The organism is Coleofasciculus chthonoplastes PCC 7420 (assembly GCF_000155555.1).
Classification (GTDB): domain Bacteria; phylum Cyanobacteriota; class Cyanobacteriia; order Cyanobacteriales; family Coleofasciculaceae; genus Coleofasciculus; species Coleofasciculus chthonoplastes_A.
In genome coordinates this window covers 18,197-40,366 of record NZ_DS989850.1, presented here as the reverse complement: position 1 = coordinate 40,366, position 22,170 = coordinate 18,197, and the positions used below count along the sequence as shown (strand labels likewise).

Here is a 22,170-nt window from a genome sequence, read left to right as displayed (position 1 = left end):
GGTAATAAAGGCGGATTTGGTATTAATGGGTTTTATTCTCTTTACTTTCCAGCTATGAAAAATCTATCAATTTTATTGTCTGAAGAAACTGAAGGAGTAGAAGTATTACAAGAAAAAGAAAGTTGTTATCAATCAAGCTTTACTGTTGAGCATACCGCAGAAACAAGACAATTTTTTATCCAAACCAATGCACCTTTTCAAACTAAATTTAATAGTGATGAGCAACGTCGAAGTTATCAGGACTATTTAGTCAACCCCCGGCAAATTGCCGAATCAAAGGATTATCCTACCCTACATAGCAATCATACCTGGTTTGATGCCCTTTACGCTCTAGCCCTAGACGAAGTTCGTCAATGTTCTGTGTCTGAAATTAAAAATAATGCCTATTGTAATGGACAAGGGATTCCTGCACCTGAAGGAGGCTATTTTGAGACAGGCTTATTCTGGACTTATATTTGGACACGAGATATTTCCTATGCGGTGCATCTGAGTTTAGCGACTCTTGATCCCATTCGTTCTTTAAATTCTTTGAACTTTAAACTCTCTGAAATTCGAGCAGGGGGTAACCAGCAAATTATACAAGATACAGGTACAGGAGGTAGTTATCCCATATCAAGCGATCGCGTGGTTTGGTCGTTTGGTTGTCAGGCTTTGTTACAACAACTTCAAGGTGAGACAAGGAAAGACTTTGCCCGTTGTGCTTATGCAGCACTCAAAAATACAATTGAACAGGATCGCCACGTCATTTTTGATTGCCAAGATGGGCTTTATCGCGGAGAACAGTCATTCTTAGATTGGCGAGAACAAAGTTATCCTCAATGGATGGCTGAAGATCCGGTAAAAATTGGCATGTCAAAAGCCCTTTCGACGAATTGTTGTCACTTTAATGCCTTACAGTTAGCGGCTTCTCTGGCTGGAGAATTAGGTCATAATTCTGAACAAATAAAGTATAGTCAATGGGCGCAGGATTTAGGTCAAGCCATCCGCACTCACCTCTATTTACCAGAATCCAAACTCTACTCTAGCTTTATCACGACAACCTTTGCTCCAGGGGCTGCCCATCAATACGATTTATTAGGTAATGCTTTGGCTATTTTACTGGATATTGCCGAGGAAACACAAGCCGATCAAATTGTTTCTAATTACCCCCATTTCCCCAAAGGGGCTGCGGTTATTTTTCCTCAACAAAGGGATACTCTGATTTATCATAACCAAGCCATTTGGCCCTTTGTTACCGCTTATTGGCTGAGGGTAGCTAAAAAAGTCGGAAATGCTCAAGTTGTAAGCCTGGGAATGAGTTCCTTAATTCGCGGTGCAGCTTTGAGTTTATCGAACATGGAAAACTTTGATGCTGTAAGTGGAAGGGTTGAACTAGATACTGAACCAAAAGAACCGCCCGTAAACTCACCCCGTCAATTATGGTCAGTAGCTGGTTATCTGTCCATGATCTATGACATTATTTTTGGACTTTCTTGGACAGATTCAGGAATTCACATTTCCCCTTATATCACCCGTGAATTTCGTAACTATCTCTTACCCAAATCAAATAAGTTAGTTCTCAATGAGTTTCCCTATAAATCACATAAACTGAATATAACTGTTCATTTACCTCCTGTGACGGAACAGATAGAAGGGGCTTATGCCGTTGAAGAAATTCGTCTGAATGGACAAAGAGTCACCTCTGACATTACAGAGGCAATGCTTGATAAAATAAGTAATATAATCGAGGTGGATTTAGAAGAAGCAGACTCAAAAAATAATTCAATTAATATAGTTGGTAATCTGGAAGATTATAGATATAGGTTTGCCCCTCGACCGCCTATCATTGAATCGATCACGGCTATAGAGAATCAACTAGAGATTAAATTTAATCTGAATGGCGAAAATCCGGATGAAGTTACGGTTAATATTTATCGAGATGGACAATTAATGGCTAGGGGACTCTCCGGTCATCTGACAACTTGGCGAGATCCAAACAGTGAGGGAAGGCGATCGCCTAGCTATTGTTATAATCTGGAAACGATTTACACCAACACAGGCACAATTTCCCAACGTTCTCATCCCTGCTGTTATTGGGGTGCTAATAACCATCGAATTTATTCTATTAATGCTGGCCAATTTTCTGCGATCGGGGGTCAACTTTCTGAACGTCATGGCAGACAACATTTGGAAAATTGGGGCGAATCGGGACATCGGATTACAGTTCAGATCAAAGCTCAGTTTAGTGGCGCTCACGCGATTCAGGTAGTTGCCGGAAATGGAGCCGGATCGATCAATACAGGGATAACTTGTGGGGTTAAACATTTGCAAATGACGAATTCACAAAACAATCAAGTTGTGGCAGATGGTTATCTAATCATGCCCCATCTTGGCACTTGGGATCGTTGGTTAGAGTCTTCTGTCATTTTTACTCAAGTAGACTTAATCGCTAACCAAAATTACGAAATCAATATTTTTGGCGATGAGCAAGCCATTAACATGTCAAGCTTTGCCCATAATGCCAACTATACAGGGGGTAATGGGGGACATTCAGGACCTTACAATTATGTGAATATCGCTCAAATTAAATTAGCGGCATTATCTTGACCGAAAAAGGACATAAATTCTGTCCGCTGTTCTAAGAAATATTAAAAAGCCTCAAATCCTTACTGTTCCCTGTTCACTGTTCCCTGTTCCCTGTTCCCTGTTGCCTCAATTTGATGATAAAGTTTTCTCAAACCAACCCCGCCTACGTGAGAGAGTGTTCAGTTTTGAGTGACTTATGAGCGATCAATCCAGTGCCGGATATCGAATCGAACGGGATTCTATGGGGGAACGCGAAATCCCCAACGATGCCTACTACGGGATTCAAACCCTACGGGCGATCGAAAATTTTCCCATCAGCGGGATTAAACCCTTACCCACCTATATCGACGCCTGTGTGCTGATCAAAAAAGCCACTGCGATCGCGAATGGTAATCTAGGCTGTATTCCCCAAGAGATTAGCCAAGTGATTGTCCAAGCGGCGGATGAAATCCTCAAAGGGCAATGGCGCGATCAATTTGTCGTCGATGTTTATCAAGCGGGTGCTGGCACATCCCACCACATGAATATTAATGAGGTGCTGGCAAATCGGGCATTGGAAATTCTGGGCGATGAGAAGGGGAACTATAAACGGGTTAGCCCCAATGATCACGTCAATTATGGACAATCCACCAATGATGTCATCCCCACGGCGATTAGAATTGGGGCGCTGTTGGCGTTAGAACATACCTTGTATCCCGCCCTATCTGATGCGATTACCGCCCTGGATAATAAAGGCGATGAATTCCAAGATGTAGTTAAATCGGGCAGAACCCATCTCCAAGACGCCGTACCAGTGCGCCTGGGGGAAGACTTTCGGGCGTGGGCGCAAATTCTCACTGATCATACCACTCGGATTGAACGGGCGTCGGAAGATTTAATGGTACTGGGGTTAGGTGGAAGTGCAACGGGAACCGGATTAAATACCCATCCCGACTATCGCCATCAGGTTGCCCAAATTCTTGCCCAACTGGTTGATCAACCCCTCAAATCAGCCCCCCATCTCATGGCGGCGATGCAAAGTATGGCACCCTTTGTGAATGTATCGGGCAGTTTACGGAATTTGGCACAGGATTTAGTCAAAATTTCCCATGACTTGCGGTTAATGGATTCGGGACCTAAAACCGGATTCAAGGAAATTCAACTTCCCCCAGTACAGCCGGGATCATCGATTATGCCAGGAAAATATAATCCAGTGATGGCGGAAATGACTTCGATGGTATGCTTTCAGGTGATGGGGTATGACAGCGCGATCGCCTTGGCTGCTCAAGCGGGTCAATTGGAGTTGAATGTGATGATGCCGCTGATTGCCTATAATCTAATTCACAGTATTGAAATTTTAGGCAATACCCTATCTGCCCTAACCCAAAAGTGTCTAACCGGAATCACAGCCCGACGCGATCGCTGTTTGGACTACGCCGAAGGAAGTCTAGCATTAGTTACCGCCCTGAATCCCCACATTGGGTATCTCAACGCGGCGGCTGTCGCCAAGGAATCTCTGGAAACAGGCAAATCTCTACGAGAAATCGTACTCGACAAAGGATTGATGAGTGCTGAAGACTTAGCCAAGGTACTCGATCTTGATAAAATGAGTGCCTTGTCATCTAACGAATGACAAAGGACATAAGACAAAGGACTAACCATGCAAAGTCAAGATAGTTTTACCCAAATCACCTTGCATTACATCAATGGCGAAACCGAATCCTTTGATATTCCGATGACGCCAGAAGCCTTTAGCGAACAACTTGCTGATTTCCTCAGTCAACCGTGGTTAACCCTGCATCTGTTCGATCAAACGGTGATCATCCTGACATCTCAAATTGTCAAAGTGGAAGCGACACCCCAGCTAACTCAACTGGAAGGGGATGGGGTTTTCTTCGATTGTCAACGAGTCACGGCTCTGTCCCGTGGCGCTAAAGTCTAAGATAAACTAAAGCTATTTCACAATGCCTATGTCTAGCGTTAGTTTAATTCGGGCAGATTCCTATAACCAACAGCCATTGAGAACCGCCGTAGAAACCTTGCTGGAACCGTTGGGCGGGATTAGGGCATTTGTCAAAGTAGGTGATCGCGTCCTCCTCAAGCCTAATCTGCTGACGGCTGGACGTCCGGGAAAAGAATGTATTACTCGCCCCGAACTGGTTTACACTGTTGCCGAGTTGGTCAAGGAAGCGGGGGGTCAACCGTTTCTAGGTGATAGTCCCGCCTTTGGTACAGCTAAGGGGGTAGCACAGGCGAATGGCTATTTGCCAATGATGGAGGAACTTAACATACCCATTGTCGAATTCCATGGTCAGCGTTATCAAACGGTTAGCCATACCTTTAACCACCTGCGCCTGTGTAAAGAAGCGATGGATGCCGATGTGGTGATTAATTTACCCAAGCTGAAGTCTCACACCCAGTTAACTCTGACGCTGGGGGTTAAGAATTTATTTGGCTGCGTCCCTGGTAAAATGAAAGCCTGGTGGCACGCTGAAGCAGGTAAAGATGCCTTGCGGTTTGGGGAAATGTTAGTGGAAACGGCGCGGGCAATTAATCCCAACTTGACGATTCTGGATGCGATCGTCGCTCATGAGGGCAATGGTCCGAGTGGGGGTGAACCCCGACGCTTGGATACCCTAGCGGCGTCGGCGAATGTATTTGCTTTGGATTGTGCGATCGCGAATTTACTCAATGTCGATCCGACTCAAGTCCCCACTCTAGCCGCCGCGATGAAATTGGGGTTAAGTCCAACTCTGGACACTTTAGATTTTCCTCACCTGCACCCAGCCGATATCAATGTACTCGATTGGAAGTTACCGGATCGGTTAATGCCGATTGATTTTGGGATGCCTCGCCTGATTCGCTCCACATTTAAGCATTTTTACATCCGGTGGATCAAAGAACCAATGGGCGTGTATGCTCATCGCTAATGTGATAATTGTCGTATCATTTTTGAGCAAAATTTAACATTGAAAACTCAAAAAGGAATTATTTGGTAAACATTGTTACAGTCCTCCAAGAAGGAAAGAACGTAATCTAATACTACCCTCCGATTGCTTAATTCCACCGCCTAGTGTTAGAGGCGGTTTTTTGTATTTTCTGACTGGAATTAGACTAGAATAGGTGTTTACGGTTAGGTTTTTAGTTAGGGGAATTAAATGTAACCTATGATACGTAATCCCTAATCAATAGAGTTTTATTAAGCTGACTTTTTACAGTATTTTTTGCTGAAAAATATGGTAAAGTTGGAAAGGTTGAGTTGTGAGTTTGAGTCAACTCACCATTCTTTCGATTTCCTGGATTAGACGTCGTATCCCTACGCTAACGGACCGTTGGACTTGCCGAGCTTGACTAAGTCTCTTCCTTGTCTCCTTTGTCTCCTTTCTAACAGAGGGTCAGAAACTTCTGCGAGGATGCACGAGAACTCACCTCAATCTGTCTCGTCAATCTGTCTAAGGTCAGTTGTTTTGGGAAAACAGATGTCCTAAGTCGTAAAATGTAAGGTTTTATGCGAATTGTTTACTAGAAAACAATTATTGAGAAAAAAACTTGTTAAAATAGACGCCATGGGGTTTATCGTTTACCCCATTTTCAGATAAATTCTCAATTGACTCAAGTTCCGATCAAAACCTCATTTATGGAATCAAGCGGCTCGTCTGCCAACTCTTCTGAACCCCATCCTCATAGGTGGGCAGAAATTATAGGTGCGGTAATGGCTTTTTTAACTCTGACCTTACCTTTCTTAGCCATTGCTTATTACTCGTCTGGCAGCTTAGATGTTTTACCGACAACACCCTACTCACTGCCAAGGTCAGAAATAAACAATTGGCAAAATTCTTAAATAACAAAATAACGATGAAATAATCAATAAAGACTTAATCTAATCGAGAGTCTTTTGGCTGATACCAAATCTGATGATGTCACCCCCGTTTCAACTGGGGTACTTTTCTTCTATCCCACCTGTCCTGGATGATGTAGGGATGGACTCACAGCCAATGAGAGCCAATTTAATGTTAATGGGGCTGTTCCCCCTGCGGGAAGATGTCAGCAAAGTTGTATAACAGAAAAGGCAGTGTGGGGAAACGTCACCCTTGGATAGTTTGGTTATCCCCATCTGCTGTGTCGCTTACACCATTTAGTCATGGATTTATCACGCATTCCAAGTCAACCCAAACCGGGACTGATCAACGTTTTAATCGAAATTCCAGCCGGGAGTAAAAACAAGTACGAGTACGACAAAGATTTACAGGCTTTTGCCCTTGATCGGGTCTTATATTCCTCGGTGCAATACCCTTATGATTACGGCTTTATCCCGAACACCTTAGCCGATGACGGCGACCCCCTTGATGGTATGGTGATGATGGATCAGCCCACCTTTCCGGGTTGTGTGATTACCGCTCGTCCCATTGGTATGCTGGAGATGATTGACTCGGGCGATCGCGACGAGAAAATCCTCTGTGTTCCTGACAAAGATCCACGCTATGCTCAGGTGAAATCCCTTAAAGATGTTGCCGAGCATCGGTTGGATGAAATTTCTGAATTTTTCAAGACTTACAAAAATCTGGAGAAAAAAGTCACGGAAATTCTAGGCTGGAAGGATATCAAGGAGGTTATGCCACTGGTTGAGAAGTGTGTCGCCGCCGGGGAAAAGGCTGGCAGATAGTCCAGTAGCCTCAGTAGGGGTTTGGGAACCCAACCCCTACTCATCGCTTTTTGTGACAGAACTCACAAGTCAAGTCCACCAAACACGCTAAAATTAACAGACTTGAGAGAAACTTCCTGATCGGAATCAGGGTGCTAGAAAATTCAACCTAGGGGAAAGCTATAAATTCATCGCTGTTTTTGTACTAGCTCTCCCAACCAAATTTCCTTTAAAAATACCTAATTTGCTCCCTTGGACACAAAAGCCTTAGCGACTATCTCACCGAAAGTACCCTTATCTGAGTATCATATAGTGGAAATTGCTTGGTGTGAAGCTTGGCTAAGGGCAGCTCACTTAATTGAACGATGCCAGATTCTGATCCAGCGTCACCCAGTCCCCGCACATCTAATGTTATAGCCAACATGGTAACTGGCCCTACCGTCAATTTTGTTGTCCAATTTTGGGGCGTTCGAGGTAAAGTTTCGGCTCCAGGAAAAGAAACGGTACGCTATGGTGGCAATACCTCCTGTGTAGAAATGCGTGTCGGTTCCAAACGCCTAATTTTTGATGGGGGGAGTGGTTTGCGACTTCTCGGCAACCATTTACTCCGTCAAATGCCCCTAGAAGCTTACCTCTTCTTCACCCACTGCCACTGGGACAGCATTCAAGGATTTCCATTTTTTACACCTGCCTTTATTCCCGGCAATTGTTTCCACATCTATGGTGCAAGGGCGGCGAACGGAGAATCAATCGAAAAGCGCTTAGGGCGGCAAATGTTAGCGCCTAATTTTCCTGTTCCCCTCCAGGTCATGCAATCGGAGCTAAAATTTTACGAACTGGGTTCGGGTGATAAAATCACCGTGGATGATTTGGTCGTTGAAGCCGTCTTACTCAACGCTACATCCCACTCAATGGGCTACCGAGTCACCTGGAATGGTCATTCTGTCGTCTACGCGATCGCTCACTCCCAATCGCCGGATCAACTGGATCACAATTTGTTGCACTTAGCCCGCCATGCTGACTTGCTCATCTTGGATGCTCCCTGTACTATTCGTGCAGATGATTCTCTAAAACCTTCGCCTTTAGACTGGCAAGACCAACTCTGGCAAACCGGTTTAGCTACAGCTAAAGCCGCAGGAGTTAAACGAATTGTCATGTCTCACTACTATCCTGACCATGATGATGAGTTTCTTGACTGGATGGAATCCCAAGTGAAATCGGTCTTTCCCAATGACGTACTGGCTCGTGAGGGTATGGTTATACAAGTCTGTTAAGCGGAGAGATTTTGACACTTTAAGTAAAATAATTTATATTAACGTAATTTATTGGGATTTGAGCCAGGACACACTCACTCAAATCTCCCATTGGCGTTATCACCAAACAAGATAAGAAAATTAAAGCGTACTGAAAAAGTAACGGAGTAGGTTCACGAATCAAACGCTTCATCACATCAGGGGCTTAACAGCAAATAGTAAGCTGATATCGCCAAGCGAGTCGCTTTAGATCAGTAAGTTGGTGGAAATAACCCCAACGGGGTTAACGTTTGTAAACATTCCTCAAATCCTTACATAACGTAGCTTGCTTCTCGCTCAAGCGAGTATGACTATCGCCGCCGTTAACTTTGATTTTTCCCACCTACTTAGTCTTACCACTCCGCCAAAGTTGCCAGTCTCCTAGTGCAGCGGGCATAAAAATACTTGAGCAACTTCGTAGATACGATGAAGCAGGGGGAGCAGAGGGAGCAGGGGAAGCGGGGGGAGATATTAGCTGTTCAGTTATTTCTGCCTTCTTGCACTAGGGTGTTACGACAGAAGCGAGACGATTAATGAAAATAGGTGTAGAATCTTTGCCATGCCTGACTACTCGTGGTCGATCAAAAAGATGACTATATTCATGAGCCGCGATAATTGTCTCACCCTGGTTCTCGATAATTAGCCTCTTTATTTGTTACAAATGAACAAGATGATTGGTGTTAATTCCAACGGGCAAATTCTATTCACTTCTATCGCAGTATTGTGGGCGGCGTTTTGGCTAACTCCCTCGGTCAACGCTCAAACTCTGCCTATCCTCACAAACACTAAGTCTTCAGCCGATCAGGGCTTGTCTCTCACAAAAGCAGAAGATTCCATCAAGGCAGAAGGTAGAGAACAGAGGACAGCAGGTAAGCAGTCAGGTGGCAAGGTCGAAGGACATGATAACTGTTTAGGCGGACATGAGATCAGCCATTCAACCCTCAGTCAGGGCGGGTTTTGCCCAAACGTTACTATCCATAGCCAAACGACAGTCCCTAAACCCGCCCCGACAAACCAGGTTTCCGATGCACCTAGGGTGAATGTCACTGACTTAAGGCTGGTGGGCAATGCCCACCCTACGATAGATAAAGGGTTTTGGCGCTCCCCAAATGCTTATTTCAGTGCTATTCCACCTAGGGTTGGGTCAATACTCAACACCCAACACTCAACATTCAACGCTCAAGTTCCCGATCGCACCACTCCCCGTGACAGTCCCTCAATTCCAGAACTCCCTCCGCCTCAAGACATTGAGCCACCGCCTCCCTCAAGGCTGCCAGAAACTACGCCGTCTCCGACATTACCTCCCCCCGAACAGCTTCTAGACCCTGAATTAGCGCCAACAACGCCTGATGAGACACCTGAGACACCGGAGGGGGCGCAAATTACTGTAAAACAATTTGAATTCACAGGCAATACCGCCTTTAGTGATCAAGAGTTAGCCGAAGTAACGGCGGAGTTTACGAATCGCCCGATTACCTTTGCTGAACTCCTCAATGCCAGAACTGCTGTCACCCAGTTGTACGTGGACAACGGCTATGCCACATCTGGTGCCTTCATTCCGCCTCAACCCCTAACCCAAGACACCGTAACCATTGAAATTGTAGAAGGTGGAATTGAAGAGATTCAGGTGAATGGGCTGCGCCGTCTGCGTCCCAACTATGTGCGATCGCGCATTGCCGTTGCTAATCCCAAACCCCTGAATGTACCGCATCTACTAGAATCCCTGCGTCTTTTGCAACTCGATCCCCTGATTGAAAATGTCTCGGCTGAACTCTCAACGGGTTCTGGTCCGGGTACCAGTTTACTCATTGTTGATGTTATTGAAGCCAACACTTGGAGTTACCAACTGTTTGCTAACAATGGGCGTTCCCCTAGTGTGGGTAGCTTCCGGCGCGGGGCGTCCATCACCCAAGCCAATTTACTCGGATTCGGTGATGGCGTAACCCTCAGCTATACCAACACCGATGGTAGTGACGAGATTGAATTTAACTACACCCTACCCGTTAATCCGCGCAATGGCGAGGTTAGCTTTAGCTTTAGCAACACCTCCAGCGAGATTATTGAAGATCCATTTAACTTTCTCGATATCCAATCTGACTCCACCAGTTTTGACCTCACCTTTCGTCAACCCCTCCTGGAAACGCCAACCCAGCAATTGGCAGTGGGTTTAACCGCGTCCCGACGCAATACCAAAACCGTTTTCTTAGAAGAGTTGGTGGGAGAAGAAGTGGGTTTTCCCTCGCTGGGTGCTGATGAGGATGGACGGATTCGGGTTTCAGCCCTACGATTCTTTCAAGAGTGGACTCAACGAGGGGCAAGTGAAGTCTTTGCCCTACGCTCTCAGTTTAATTTGGGTCTGGGTATCTTTGATGCCACAGTCAATGATGATGAGCCAGATAGTCGCTTCTTTTCCTGGCGGGGTCAAGCCCAGTGGGTAAGACTTTTAGCCCCGGATACATTACTGGTGCTTCGCGGTGATCTTCAACTGGCGGCTCAAGATTTGTTACCCGTTGAGCAGATTGGGTTAGGGGGGCTAGGGAGTGTGCGCGGCTATCGCCAAGATATTCGACTCACGGATAATGGTGCCTTTGCCTCGGCGGAGGTGCGGCTGCCCATTTTACGCATTCCTGAGTGGGACGGTATTTTGCAGGTTACTCCCTTTGTGGATGTTGGCACAACCTGGAATAACGGCGAGATCGATGATCCTGACCCGAGTAGTTTGGCGGCTCTGGGGTTGGGACTACAATGGCAACAAGGCGATCGCATTACCGCTCGCTTAGATTGGGGGATTCCCCTGATTTCAGTCGATTCGGAGGATGATACTTGGCAAGAAAATGGCGTATATTTTTCGATAACGATTAATCCGTTTTGATAATTTTTATCTAATGACTGATCATCCTTTTATTATTTCAACCCAATTTCTAAAAGAACACCTCGATGATCCGCAAGTGGTTGTCATTGATTGCCGTTTTGCCCTTGCTGATCCGCAACAGGGATATAAAGAGTATCAGACGAGTCACATCCCAGGAGCGTATTACTTGGATTTGAACCAAGATCTGTCTGCCCCTGTGGAACGTCATGGCGGGCGTCATCCCTTACCTGATCCCAACCGAATTGCCGAAAAACTTGCCGCGATTGGGGTCAGATTCGGTGAAACCTTAGTCGTGGCTTATGATGATTCCCGTTTTGCGTTTGCGGCGCGTCTGTGGTGGTTACTGCGTTACCTGGGACACGATCGCGTTGCGGTACTGGATGGTGGCTGGGGCGCATGGCAATCTCAAGGGTATCCAGTAACCGATGCGATACTGGAACCTCAACCGGGGCAGTTTATGCCGCAAGTGCGCTCTGACTGGGTGGTTGATATCAACGGGGTCAAAACTCGGAAAGATTTACCTGAAGTGGCTTTGGTTGATTCACGGGCACGCGATCGCTATTTAGGAGAGCATGAACCGATTGACCCCGTTGCGGGTCATATTCCTGGGGCGATGAATTACCCTTGGCAAGAGGTGACTAATGCTCAAGGTTATCTCCACTCCCCTGATCAGCAAAAACAGCGATGGCAGGATATCCAAGATAAATCAGACATCATTGTTTATTGTGGCTCTGGAGTCACCGCCTGCGTGAATCTCTTATCTCTGGAATTAGCCGGAACAGGAAGGGGTAAGCTTTATGCTGGAAGTTGGAGCGACTGGTGTTCTTACTTAGCAGAAACCTCTGTTTGAGGTTTACTTTAACGCAACAGAGGTAGGTTAGGTTTCGACTTCGCTCAACCTAATGGAATCTAGTAGCTCAGGTTCAGGCGTGACTTTCCTGATACCCCACGGTAGAATTATGCTTATATCAGTATATTCATAAAAAACCATGTAATATTATCACACTTGTTGACTTAAATGCAAGCAAACTTGCTATTACTGGCGATTCATCCTCAACTAACTCTGATCGGGTATAGTTGGGGGTGAATCGCTGAATTCGATAAAGTACATCTACAGCGAATGGGTTGGTGTTATTCTCAACCCTGAGAATAGCTTGAAGATAGCCCCCTGTCTACGTCCTATCGAGTTGCTAAGGTTTTCTAAAGCAGAGAGAAATCTAGTGACATGAGTTTCTTTGCCAGGAGATTGAACTTGGAGGTGAGAGAGTAAGACAATTTAGATGGCGCTAAAACGCTTAGGAATTACGCCGATAGACTAACTATCAGCCAATATTTAGATTAAAATTGCTAAAATAAGAAGTTCACTTAAATTTCCCAAAACTATTAGGTCTGAGTTTATATGCCTTGCTCGATGAACCGTATTTCTATTTTTGTTGATGGGAATAATATGTTCTATGCTCAACAAAAAAATGGCTGGTTCTTTGATCCAAAGCGGGTCTTAGAATATTTTAGAAAAGAACCCCATATTGTTCTGGTTAATGCATTTTGGTATACCGGATTAAAAGATCCTCAAGATCAGCGCGGATTTAGAGATGCCTTAATTAGCCTAGGTTACACCGTCCGAACTAAAATTTTAAAAGAGTATTATGATGATAGTTCGGGTCGCTACTCCCAAAAAGCTAATCTTGATATAGAAATTGTTGTTGATATGTTTAATACTGTAGAACAGTATGACCGAGTTATTCTGTTTAGTGGAGATGGTGATTTTGAACGGGCAATCGAGTTGCTGCGTTCAAAAAATACTCACATTACAGTCGTATCAACGGAAGGAATGATTGCTAGAGAATTAAGAAATGCTACAGATCGGTATATCGACTTAAATGATATACGTGATTATATCGAGAAAACGGATTCTTGATTAATCACACAAACTAGCCCTTATGATTTAACTCATTGAAGATTAACGAGTTCTGACTGGAGACAATCAAATGAACACACAACCCAATCGAATTATTATTTTTGATACCACGCTGCGCGATGGCGAACAGTGTCCTGGAGCCACATTAAATGTAGAGGAGAAACTAACGATCGCACGGCAACTAGCACGACTCGGTGTGGATGTGATTGAAGCGGGGTTCCCCTATGCCAGTGTCGGTGACTTTGAGGCGGTGCAAAAGATTGCCCAAACCGTCGGTGTGGAGTCGGGACCAACAATTTGTGGGTTAGCCAGAGCCACTCGTCAGGATATCGAAGCCGCCGCCAAAGCCCTCAAACCCGCTGCCCATGGGCGAATTCATACATTTATTGCCACATCCGATATTCATCTAAAATATAAACTGAAAAAGACTCGACAAGACGTATTGGCGATCGCCGAGGAAATGGTGGCGTATGCCAAATCCTTTGTCGAGGATGTGGAGTTTTCCCCCGAAGACGCAGGGCGTTCTGATCCAGAGTTTCTCTACGAAGTGCTAGAACGTGCGATCGCGGCGGGGGCGACAACGGTGAATATTCCCGATACCGTAGGCTACACCACCCCCACTGAGTTTGGCGGATTGATTCGCGGGATTAAAGAAAATGTCCCCAATATCGACCAAGCGATTATCTCCGTTCATGGTCACAATGACCTAGGATTAGCCGTTGCCAACTTCCTGGAAGCGGTGAAAAATGGGGCGCGACAGTTAGAATGTACGATTAACGGCATTGGCGAACGGGCAGGAAATGCCGCATTAGAAGAACTCGTCATGGCATTACACGTCCGGCGACAATTTTACAACCCCTATTTTGGACGTCCTCCGGAGTCAGAGGAGTCCTTAACCAATATTGACACGCGCCAGATTTACAAAACCTCGCGGTTAGTCTCAAATTTAACCGGAATGTTAGTACAACCGAATAAGGCAATTGTCGGCGCAAACGCCTTTGCCCACGAATCGGGTATTCACCAAGATGGCGTCCTCAAAAATAAGCTGACTTACGAAATCATGGATGCCAAGTTAATCGGTTTAACTGATAATCAGATTGTCTTAGGTAAGCATTCTGGGCGCAACGCCTTCCGCAGCCGCCTGAAGGAATTGGGGTTTGATCTGTCTGAGACGGAGTTGAATAAGGCATTTGTCCGCTTTAAAGAAGTGGCAGATAAGAAAAAAGACGTATCGGATTGGGATTTAGAGGCACTGGTTAACGACGAAATCAGCCAAGTTCCCGAACTGTTCCATTTGGAATTAGTTCAGGTATCCTGTGGGGATCATGCTCGTCCTACGGCTACTGTAACCTTACGCACCCCAGAAGGTGAAGAATTGATGGATGCGGCGATTGGTACCGGTCCAGTGGATGCGGTGTATAAAGCGATTAACCGGGTGGTGAATGTTCCCAACGAACTGATTGAATATTCGGTGCAGTCAGTGACAGCCGGGATTGACGCCCTAGGGGAAGTCACAATTCGGCTACGTTATAACAGTCGCGTCTTTTCCGGTCATGCTGCCAATACCGATATTATTGTGGCATCAGCCCAAGCTTATGTGAATGCCCTAAACCGACTCTATGGTTGGTTACAGGGGCAACGTCAACAAGAGAGCGATCGCGAAACCGATAAAGCGGTAGCCTCAGTTTAATCCTCCTTGCCAGATCCCCGACTTCTTCAAGAAGTCGGGGATCTAATTTATAATCCAGTCCGCGTAGGCGGACTTTGTTTGTGTAGCAGCGATTTTAATCGCCGTGGCTTCAGTGGATTTGATATCATCAATTGCATCAATTGGAGCAAAATAGCTTGAGTGTCACTATTCCCATTCGCGCCATTAAACTAACTCCAGGTAGCACCATTCAGATTTCTGACGTATCTTGGCAAGACTTTGAACGAATTCTGGTAGAGTTAGGCGAACACCGTAACACCCGCATCGCCTACTACCAAAGCATTCTCTCAATCATGTCCCCGTTAGCCATTCATGAACGTCCCCATCGCATCATTGCCGATATTGTTAAAACGATTCTAGATAGCCAAGAGCGGGATTGGGAGGACTTTGGTTCAACAACCTTCAAACGTCCAGTTATTGCTGGTGTTGAACCCGATACCTGTCTCTATATCCAGAACGCCAACCGTGTCCAAGGTTGCACGGCTATGGATTTAGACATTTACCCACCCCCAGATCTGGCTATTGAGTGTGATGTTACCTCAAAAACTACCCTTGACGCCTACGCCGCTTTAGGAGTTCCAGAAGTTTGGATTTATCGTCATCACCAGCTTAGGATATATATTTTCCGCAATGGCGACTATAGTCTTTCCCCAGAAACAGCAATCTTTCGTGATATGTCAATTACCGAACTAATTCCCCCATTGGTACAACAAGCCATTGAACAAGGAACCAGTCGGATGTTGCGGGAATTGAGACGACAACTGCGTCGATGAAATTAAATATAAAAAATAATAAACTCAGATCTTGCAGCCGCGATCGCGATAATTCCAGCCATGTCTCCATTCTCTGTTGTATCAGGATACCGTCCACAGGCTAAAGACACCAGTATAGAAACAGATAAGTTGACATTCCACTTACTCCGACAACGGACACCGGGCGATCGGTTGAAAATGGCAGCCTCGCTGACAAAGAGCGCCCGTAAGCTGTCGTTGTGTTCTCTAAGCCAACAATTTGCACATCTTTCCCCAACCCAGTTCGCCCAAAAAATTGCTAGAGCGTGGTTACAAGACCATTGCCCTGCTAATTACATTCCCACCATCAAGTCACAAATGTGGATTCAGGATTCGGTACAGTTAGCGGTTAAACTTCATCCCATTTTTGCAGAATTGTCCATTCCCTATTACATCACGGGTGGGGTAGCGGCAATCGCTTACGGTGAACCCCGCACAACACAGGATTTAGATTTGGTGATTGGTATTTCTCCAACTGATATTGATCGCCTTACCGACGCCCTCAGCGAGTGTGGTTTTTATGTTCCCGGTGTTGATGATGTGAAATTGGGTCGGATGAAAACCCTACAAATTACCGATATGGAGAGCATTAGCCGTGCTGATTTGCTGATAACTGGAACAGAGGAATTTGATCGCCTAAAGTTTGAGCGCCGACGGGTGATTGAGTTTGAAGACACGATGCTCTATTTTGCTTCTCCTGAAGATGTTATTTTAAGTAAACTCCGATGGAGGCAGGGTTCAGGTTCGGACAAGCAATGGCGTGATGTCTTGGCAGTTCTCAAGGTGCAAGGAGAACAACTTGATTTTGATTATTTATGGGAGTGGGCTGAAAAGCTTGGTTTGACACTTGACCTAGACCGAGCTTTTACCGAAGCTGGCTTGTTTGGTTTTTGATCTTCAGTGGTTCCTTGATTTTTGTCTTTCTTTTTAGGGCGCGATCGCACGTTTATTTTTAACCCTTAATTGCTGTAAAATGCGAGTATTCCCAGAAACCGGGTTTCTCATGAGGACAACAACGAAATCGGCATTTTAAACAAAGAAACCCGGTTTCTTGATCGATGCCCTAGAGTTTTCCGGTGAGGGTAAATAGTTTATCATAAATAGTGCAAATTCTTGTACAATTGCTATTAACTCCCTAACCGTCTCCGTACAACCATTACCCACAAGATGATTGACGAAACTCTCAGCAAAGAACGCCAGTTTCATGATACCTGGGCAGCCGCCATTGATGTCGATGGCATTCGCGTGGCTGATTATTTTGAAGCCTGTACCGCCCCAGAAAACCGCTTTATTCTGCAACAACTGGGCGATATTCGCGGCAAACGTCTCTTAGATTTAGGCTGTGGTGCGGGTGAAAATAGTGTTTATTTTGCCCAAAAAGGAGCGAATTGTGTCGCCGCAGACTATTCAGCAGGAATGGTAGACGTGGCGCTAAAATTAGCAGCGGCTAACGGCGTTAACGTTGAAGGACATACAGCGAATGCTATGGCGCTGGATTTTGCCGACAATACGTTTGATATTGTTTATGCCTCCAATTTATTGCACCATATTCCTGATCCCAAAATCGCACTAAAGGAAATGCACCGTGTTCTCAAACCCGGAGGAAAAGCCTGTTTTTGGGACCCCCTGAAGCATAATCCTGTGATTAATGTCTATCGGCGTATAGCAACTGAGGTGCGTACCGATGATGAAATGCCCTTGGATATTAATATTACCAAAGTGGTTAAGTCTCTTTTTTCGCAAGTAAGCTATGATACATTTTGGCTGGCAAGCCTTTGGATTTTCTTGCGCTTCTATTTAATTGAAAAGGTTGATCCCAATAAGGAACGTTACTGGAAAAAGATTATTATCGAATATGAACGATTAAATCCGACGTATCGGCGGCTGGAGACAATTGATCAGAGTCTAAAAAAGATTCCTTTGATGAAACGGTTGGCGTGGAATATCGCTGTTGTCGCGACGAAGTAATTCCTGAAAAAAATACATTCAGAATACAGATGACAAAAGGGAATGAGTAAGGTAGCTAAATCATTATGTTTTGGGTATCCTTCTGAAGAAAGAATTAATCTAAATTAGCTGTGACAAAAAGGCAGGGGATGCACCGAACCCGACCCAATACCCGCTCTCCGAGACGCGATCGCTTCGGGTGCATCTAGGATTGATATGGCTGCCAACGGCGTTGCCTGGTATAGGTGAACTACTCCGGCTTACTTCGTAGAAGCCGGAGCTTCTGACTTCATTGGGGAATGCCGCAGCTTAGACTTGCGCCCAAGCTTTGGTCTTACTTCCCCTCCTATGCGCTTCGCGCAGGCTACGCCAACAGCAGCAGTCCCAGTCCCTGAGACCGATAAATGTTGCTGAGCCTGTCGAAGCATTCTGATGCCTTCCGCTCTGATATTTGCTGAAGCATTACCATCTCTATCATGATGAGTGCCGCAGTTAGGACAAGTCCAAGTCCTGACCTCTAAGGGCATCTCGTTTACCTGATAGTGGCAGCTTGAACAGAGTTTAGAACTAGGGAACCATCGGTCAATCTCTACCAGTACCTTACCCTCTTTTTCGAGCTTGTAAGATAAAAAGTTGACAAACATTCCCCAGCCTACATCAGAAATTGCTTTAGCTAGTTTGTGGTTCCGAACCATGCCCTTAGTATTTAGACTTTCGACTACAATGACTTGGTTATCGTCAACTAGCTTTCTAGACAGCTTGTGTAAGTAGTCTTGACGGACATTACTAACTCGTTCGTGAACCATAGCTACCCGTTTTCTGGCTTTATTTCGTGACTTGCTTCCTTTCTCCTTTCTGTCTAATTTCCGTTGCTTCCGCTTGAGGTTACGCTCATGTTTGGCTAAATGTTTGGGATTAGCGTATTTAGAGGTTTTGCACCCATCATTGACGATGGCAAAATCCTTTAACCCTAAATCAATTCCAGCGACTTTACCATCGGTGTTAGTCGGTGGGTTATTCCCTTCTAACTCCATCAAGATAGAAGCAAAATACTTACCCGATGGGGTCATACTGACAGTTACTGTTTTGATAGTTCCTTCAATTGGTCGGTGTATTTTAGCTTTGACTACGCCAACACGACCCGGAAATTTAAGGCAATCATCAACAACCTTAACTGATTGGGGATACTGAATGGACTGCTTATTCTTTTTAGCCTTGAACCTTGGGTATTTGGCTCTACCCTCGAAAAAGTTTCGATAAGCAGTTACTAGGTTGAGCGTAGTAGCCTGTAATACCTGAGAATAGCACTCAGATAACCATTCAGTCCTCTCTTGTTTTTTGAGCTTGGGTAAGAAAGCATTCAATGCTGATTGACTCAAGCCTTTACCCGTTAGCTGGTAGGTTTCAATGCACAGATTGAGTGCATGATTCCACCACCAACGGCTACAACCAAAGTGTTGAGCTAATATCACCTGTTGTTCAGTTGTCGGGTACAGCCTGACTTTGATGGCTTGATGTCGCATTGCTTATCAGCTTTTCTTACTATTATATACTGTTTTCAGTAAATGTATTAGGAGAATTGGGAAATTTCGTTCCTCAATTTCGGAGCTGTCCATCCCCGCCCTACTATTGTTGAGGGCGGGGATTTTCGCGGATCAGGTTAAACTATAAAATCATTTCTACTCTTGCTACCGATGAAGTCTTATCTTGCCGCTGCTGTGCAAATGACAAGCTTGCCTGACCTAGAGAAGAATCTGGTTGAGGCAGAAACATTGATTGAACTGGCGGTGCGCCAAGGCGCTGAGCTGATTACTTTACCAGAAAACTTCTCGTTCCTCGGTAAAGAAGAAGACAAAGTGGCGCAAGCTGACGCGATCGCCCTCCAGAGTGAAAAATTCCTCAAAACCATGGCACAGCGCTTCCAAATCACTCTGCTTGGGGGAGGATTTCCTGTGCCTGTAGACAATACAAAAGTTTACAACACCGCCTTGCTCCTCGATCCCAATGGCGTCGAACTGGTGCGTTATCAAAAAGTTCACTTATTCGATGTGAATGTTCCCGATGGCAATACCTATCAAGAATCGAGTACGGTGATGCCAGGGGATCAACTACCACCTGTTTGCCACTCCGAAACATTGGGTAACTTAGGACTATCGGTGTGCTATGATGTTCGCTTCCCTGAACTTTACCGTCATTTAGCCTATAAAGGGGCTGACATTTTGTTTGTTCCGGCTGCCTTTACCGCGTATACGGGAAAAGATCATTGGCAAGTCCTACTCCAAGCACGAGCCATTGAAAACACCTGTTACGTGATTGCACCCGCCCAAACGGGACGTCATTACGCCATGCGTAAAACCCACGGGCACGCCATGATTGTTGACCCTTGGGGGGTGATCTTAGCCGATGCTGGCGATCAACCGGGTGTCGCGATCGCAGAAATTAATCCGACTCGCCTTGAACAAGTTCGCCGCCAGATGCCATCCCTAGAACATCGGGTTTTCATCTGATTGGTCATTGGTCTTATGTTTTTTGGATGTGAAGTGACCAAACAGGATTAGACCACTGGTTCTGCCGTAAAAATTTGTTAAGCCTAAATTTACAACATAAAACCTATGGATGCTACAGAAATTCGGTCGCGTTATGCCGCAGGTGAAAGAAATTTTCGCAGTGTCAATCTGATTGGTGCTGACCTAAACCAAGCTGACCTAAGTTATTCTGACTTGAGTGGTGCTAATCTAAGCGAAGCTAATTTGCAAGGTGCCAATCTAACGGGTGCAGATCTCATTTTTACCACCCTCAGTGATGCGGATTTGAATGGGGCTAACTTGAGTGAGGCAAACCTGATTGGCGCCAAGATGGGTGTTGCTAACCTGAGCGAGGCAAATCTGATCGGTGCCAACTTAATCAGTGCAGAACTCAGTGGTGCTAACCTCAAGAGTGCCAGCCTGAGTCGCGCTTATCTGAGTGATGCGAGTTTAATTAAAGTTAACTTGAGCGACGCTAACTTAAGCGGTGCTAATCTAAGTATTACCAATCTCATCGGAGCGGATCTCAGTGGTGCGAACCTAATTAGTGCTGATCTCAATGGGGCTAACTTGATTGAAGCCAATCTCAGTGGTGCCAATTTAAGTGAAGCCAAATTGTATCGAGCCAACCTAGCTCATGCCAAGCTTAATGGAGCATTATTGTGTCATGCCGATCTGCGCGACGCCAACTTAGCTAGCGCGGATTTGACCGATGCCAATCTAGATCAAGCTAAGCTAGAAGGAACCTTGATCAGTTTGACTGGAGATTCCCAAACCAGTTCCGTGAGTTAGGATTCCGGTATCCTCTGGTTCGTGCTAAAACTTAGCATTGGGAAAAGCTAGTTCAAGCTGAATTCCCAACAAACAAAACCTACCTACACCTATGGATGCAAACGAATTTCGGTCACGTTATGCAGCAGGAGAGCGAAGTTTCCAGAATGCTGACCTGCGTGATGCCGACTTGCGTGATGCTGACTTGCGCGATACTGACTTACGAGGGGCTGACCTCATGGGGGCTAACCTGCGTAATGCTGACCTCAGTGATGCTAACTTACGAGATGCCAAACTAATTGGAGCGGATCTCAGTAAAGCTGATCTAATTATTGCCACGCTCAGTAATGCGGATCTCAGAGATGCTAACCTCAAGGATGCGAATTTGATTGGCAGCAAGCTTGGCGTTGCCAACCTGCGGTATGCCAATCTCAGTGGCGCTAACTTAAGTGGGGCTGAACTAAGTTGTGCGGATATGAGTCATAGCAGCCTGATGATTGCTTACCTGAGTGGCGCTAACTTGATCAAAGCGAATTTGAGTAACGCGGATCTCACCGGCGCTAATCTCAGTATCACCAATATGATTGGAGTCAACCTCACAAATGCTAATCTGAGTGGGGTTAACTTGAGTGGGGCGAACCTCATTGAAGCTAATCTCACAGAAGCTAAACTGAATGGAGCCAATTTAGGTCGGTCTAATTTAGCTTATGCCAAGCTAACGGCGGCGATTCTCAAAGATGCTGATTTAAGCGACGCCAATTTAGCCGGGACGGACTTGACAAATGTAAAACTTGATAGCACCAAACTAGAAGGGACAATCCTAGAGGTCACATCTTTAAACTTAGTGGAATGAATTGGATAGTTCTCCCCCCGACGGTAGAGACGTAGCATACTACGTCTCTACCATAAGATGCGTCCTAACCGCTATGGCGATTGCTAATTTTACTGATTGTTTAGACAACGTGCTTTGTTTTTACTCAGAAAATAAAACGCATTTTTCAGTTAAATCTCTTTCTCAAGATATTCTAGAACCAAAACTTGAACAAGGATGGCAATTAGGTGATCTCTATCGGGTTGGCGATCCCAGTATTGGGGGATGGCCTTGGTAGTATGGGTTTTCGCTGGAGGTGGTGAATCTGAAGTGAGAGGATTAGTACACA

At 45.4% G+C, this 22,170-nt stretch carries 18 protein-coding genes and 1 pseudogene; 18 read left to right on the top strand and 1 reads right to left on the bottom strand.

Annotated elements, in window-relative coordinates; genetic code table 11:
• Window positions 1-54: 54 nt before the first annotated feature.
• From MC7420_RS14860 to MC7420_RS14800, 14 genes are all read left to right on the top strand, one after another.
• On the top strand, window positions 55-2,586 hold the full coding sequence (locus MC7420_RS14860) for an alpha-L-rhamnosidase-related protein (RefSeq protein ID WP_006101451.1): 2,532 nt from the start codon (window positions 55-57) through the stop codon (window positions 2,584-2,586).
• 175 nt (window positions 2,587-2,761) lie between these two features.
• Window positions 2,762-4,177: an aspartate ammonia-lyase gene (locus MC7420_RS14855; RefSeq protein ID WP_006101364.1), complete on the top strand. Its 1,416-nt coding sequence runs from the start codon at window positions 2,762-2,764 to the stop codon at window positions 4,175-4,177.
• 27 nt (window positions 4,178-4,204) lie between these two features.
• Window positions 4,205-4,486, top strand: a complete 282-nt coding sequence (locus tag MC7420_RS14850; RefSeq protein ID WP_006101348.1) for a hypothetical protein — start codon at window positions 4,205-4,207, stop codon at window positions 4,484-4,486.
• Between the two features lie 28 nt (window positions 4,487-4,514).
• Window positions 4,515-5,474, top strand: coding sequence for a DUF362 domain-containing protein (locus MC7420_RS14845; protein ID WP_006101426.1), 960 nt, complete (start codon window positions 4,515-4,517; stop codon window positions 5,472-5,474).
• Between the two features lie 1,211 nt (window positions 5,475-6,685).
• Complete coding sequence (locus tag MC7420_RS14840; RefSeq protein WP_006101384.1) at window positions 6,686-7,207, top strand: inorganic diphosphatase; 522 nt, start codon at window positions 6,686-6,688, stop codon at window positions 7,205-7,207.
• 344 nt (window positions 7,208-7,551) lie between these two features.
• A complete protein-coding gene (locus tag MC7420_RS14835; protein WP_044207411.1) occupies window positions 7,552-8,460 on the top strand; it encodes an MBL fold metallo-hydrolase in 909 nt (302 codons plus the stop codon).
• Window positions 8,461-8,807: 347 nt separating this feature from the next.
• Entirely contained in the window at window positions 8,808-8,984 is a 177-nt protein-coding gene (locus MC7420_RS39770; RefSeq protein WP_006101471.1) for a hypothetical protein, read from the top strand.
• Between the two features lie 164 nt (window positions 8,985-9,148).
• Window positions 9,149-11,350 (top strand): ShlB/FhaC/HecB family hemolysin secretion/activation protein, encoded by a 2,202-nt coding sequence (locus tag MC7420_RS14830; RefSeq protein WP_006101538.1) that lies wholly within the window; start codon window positions 9,149-9,151, stop codon window positions 11,348-11,350.
• Window positions 11,351-11,363: 13 nt separating this feature from the next.
• Window positions 11,364-12,200, top strand: coding sequence for a sulfurtransferase (locus tag MC7420_RS14825; protein WP_006101534.1), 837 nt, complete (start codon window positions 11,364-11,366; stop codon window positions 12,198-12,200).
• Window positions 12,201-12,749: 549 nt separating this feature from the next.
• Window positions 12,750-13,268 carry a LabA-like NYN domain-containing protein gene (locus tag MC7420_RS14820; protein ID WP_006101490.1) on the top strand — a complete coding sequence of 173 codons (519 nt, stop codon included), beginning with the start codon at window positions 12,750-12,752 and terminating at the stop codon, window positions 13,266-13,268.
• Between the two features lie 70 nt (window positions 13,269-13,338).
• On the top strand, window positions 13,339-14,958 hold the full coding sequence (locus tag MC7420_RS14815) for a 2-isopropylmalate synthase (RefSeq protein ID WP_006101349.1): 1,620 nt from the start codon (window positions 13,339-13,341) through the stop codon (window positions 14,956-14,958).
• A 155-nt stretch (window positions 14,959-15,113) separates the two neighbouring features.
• Window positions 15,114-15,749 (top strand): Uma2 family endonuclease, encoded by a 636-nt coding sequence (locus MC7420_RS14810; RefSeq protein ID WP_044207523.1) that lies wholly within the window; start codon window positions 15,114-15,116, stop codon window positions 15,747-15,749.
• A gap of 60 nt (window positions 15,750-15,809) precedes the next feature.
• A complete protein-coding gene (locus MC7420_RS14805; protein ID WP_006101554.1) occupies window positions 15,810-16,661 on the top strand; it encodes a hypothetical protein in 852 nt (283 codons plus the stop codon).
• A gap of 273 nt (window positions 16,662-16,934) precedes the next feature.
• Window positions 16,935-17,735 carry a class I SAM-dependent methyltransferase gene (locus MC7420_RS14800; RefSeq protein ID WP_006101449.1) on the top strand — a complete coding sequence of 267 codons (801 nt, stop codon included), beginning with the start codon at window positions 16,935-16,937 and terminating at the stop codon, window positions 17,733-17,735.
• A 239-nt stretch (window positions 17,736-17,974) separates the two neighbouring features.
• Here MC7420_RS14800 and MC7420_RS14795 read toward each other — a convergent pair whose 3' ends face one another.
• The gene (locus MC7420_RS14795) at window positions 17,975-19,237 is read right to left on the bottom strand and encodes an RNA-guided endonuclease InsQ/TnpB family protein (protein WP_006101396.1); all 1,263 of its coding nucleotides are present in this window, start codon (window positions 19,235-19,237) and stop codon (window positions 17,975-17,977) included.
• Between the two features lie 171 nt (window positions 19,238-19,408).
• Here MC7420_RS14795 and MC7420_RS14790 point away from each other — a divergent pair, with 171 nt between their 5' ends.
• The 4 genes and pseudogenes from MC7420_RS14790 to MC7420_RS14775 form a co-directional block, all read left to right on the top strand.
• Window positions 19,409-20,221, top strand: a complete 813-nt coding sequence (locus tag MC7420_RS14790) for a carbon-nitrogen hydrolase family protein (RefSeq protein ID WP_006101564.1) — start codon at window positions 19,409-19,411, stop codon at window positions 20,219-20,221.
• 105 nt (window positions 20,222-20,326) lie between these two features.
• Window positions 20,327-21,031, top strand: coding sequence for a pentapeptide repeat-containing protein (locus MC7420_RS14785; protein ID WP_006101331.1), 705 nt, complete (start codon window positions 20,327-20,329; stop codon window positions 21,029-21,031).
• A 91-nt stretch (window positions 21,032-21,122) separates the two neighbouring features.
• A complete protein-coding gene (locus MC7420_RS14780) occupies window positions 21,123-21,863 on the top strand; it encodes a pentapeptide repeat-containing protein (protein ID WP_006101410.1) in 741 nt (246 codons plus the stop codon).
• 85 nt (window positions 21,864-21,948) lie between these two features.
• A pseudogene (locus tag MC7420_RS14775) lies at window positions 21,949-22,119 on the top strand (AAA family ATPase); the annotation flags it as partial.
• Window positions 22,120-22,170: the final 51 nt, after the last annotated feature.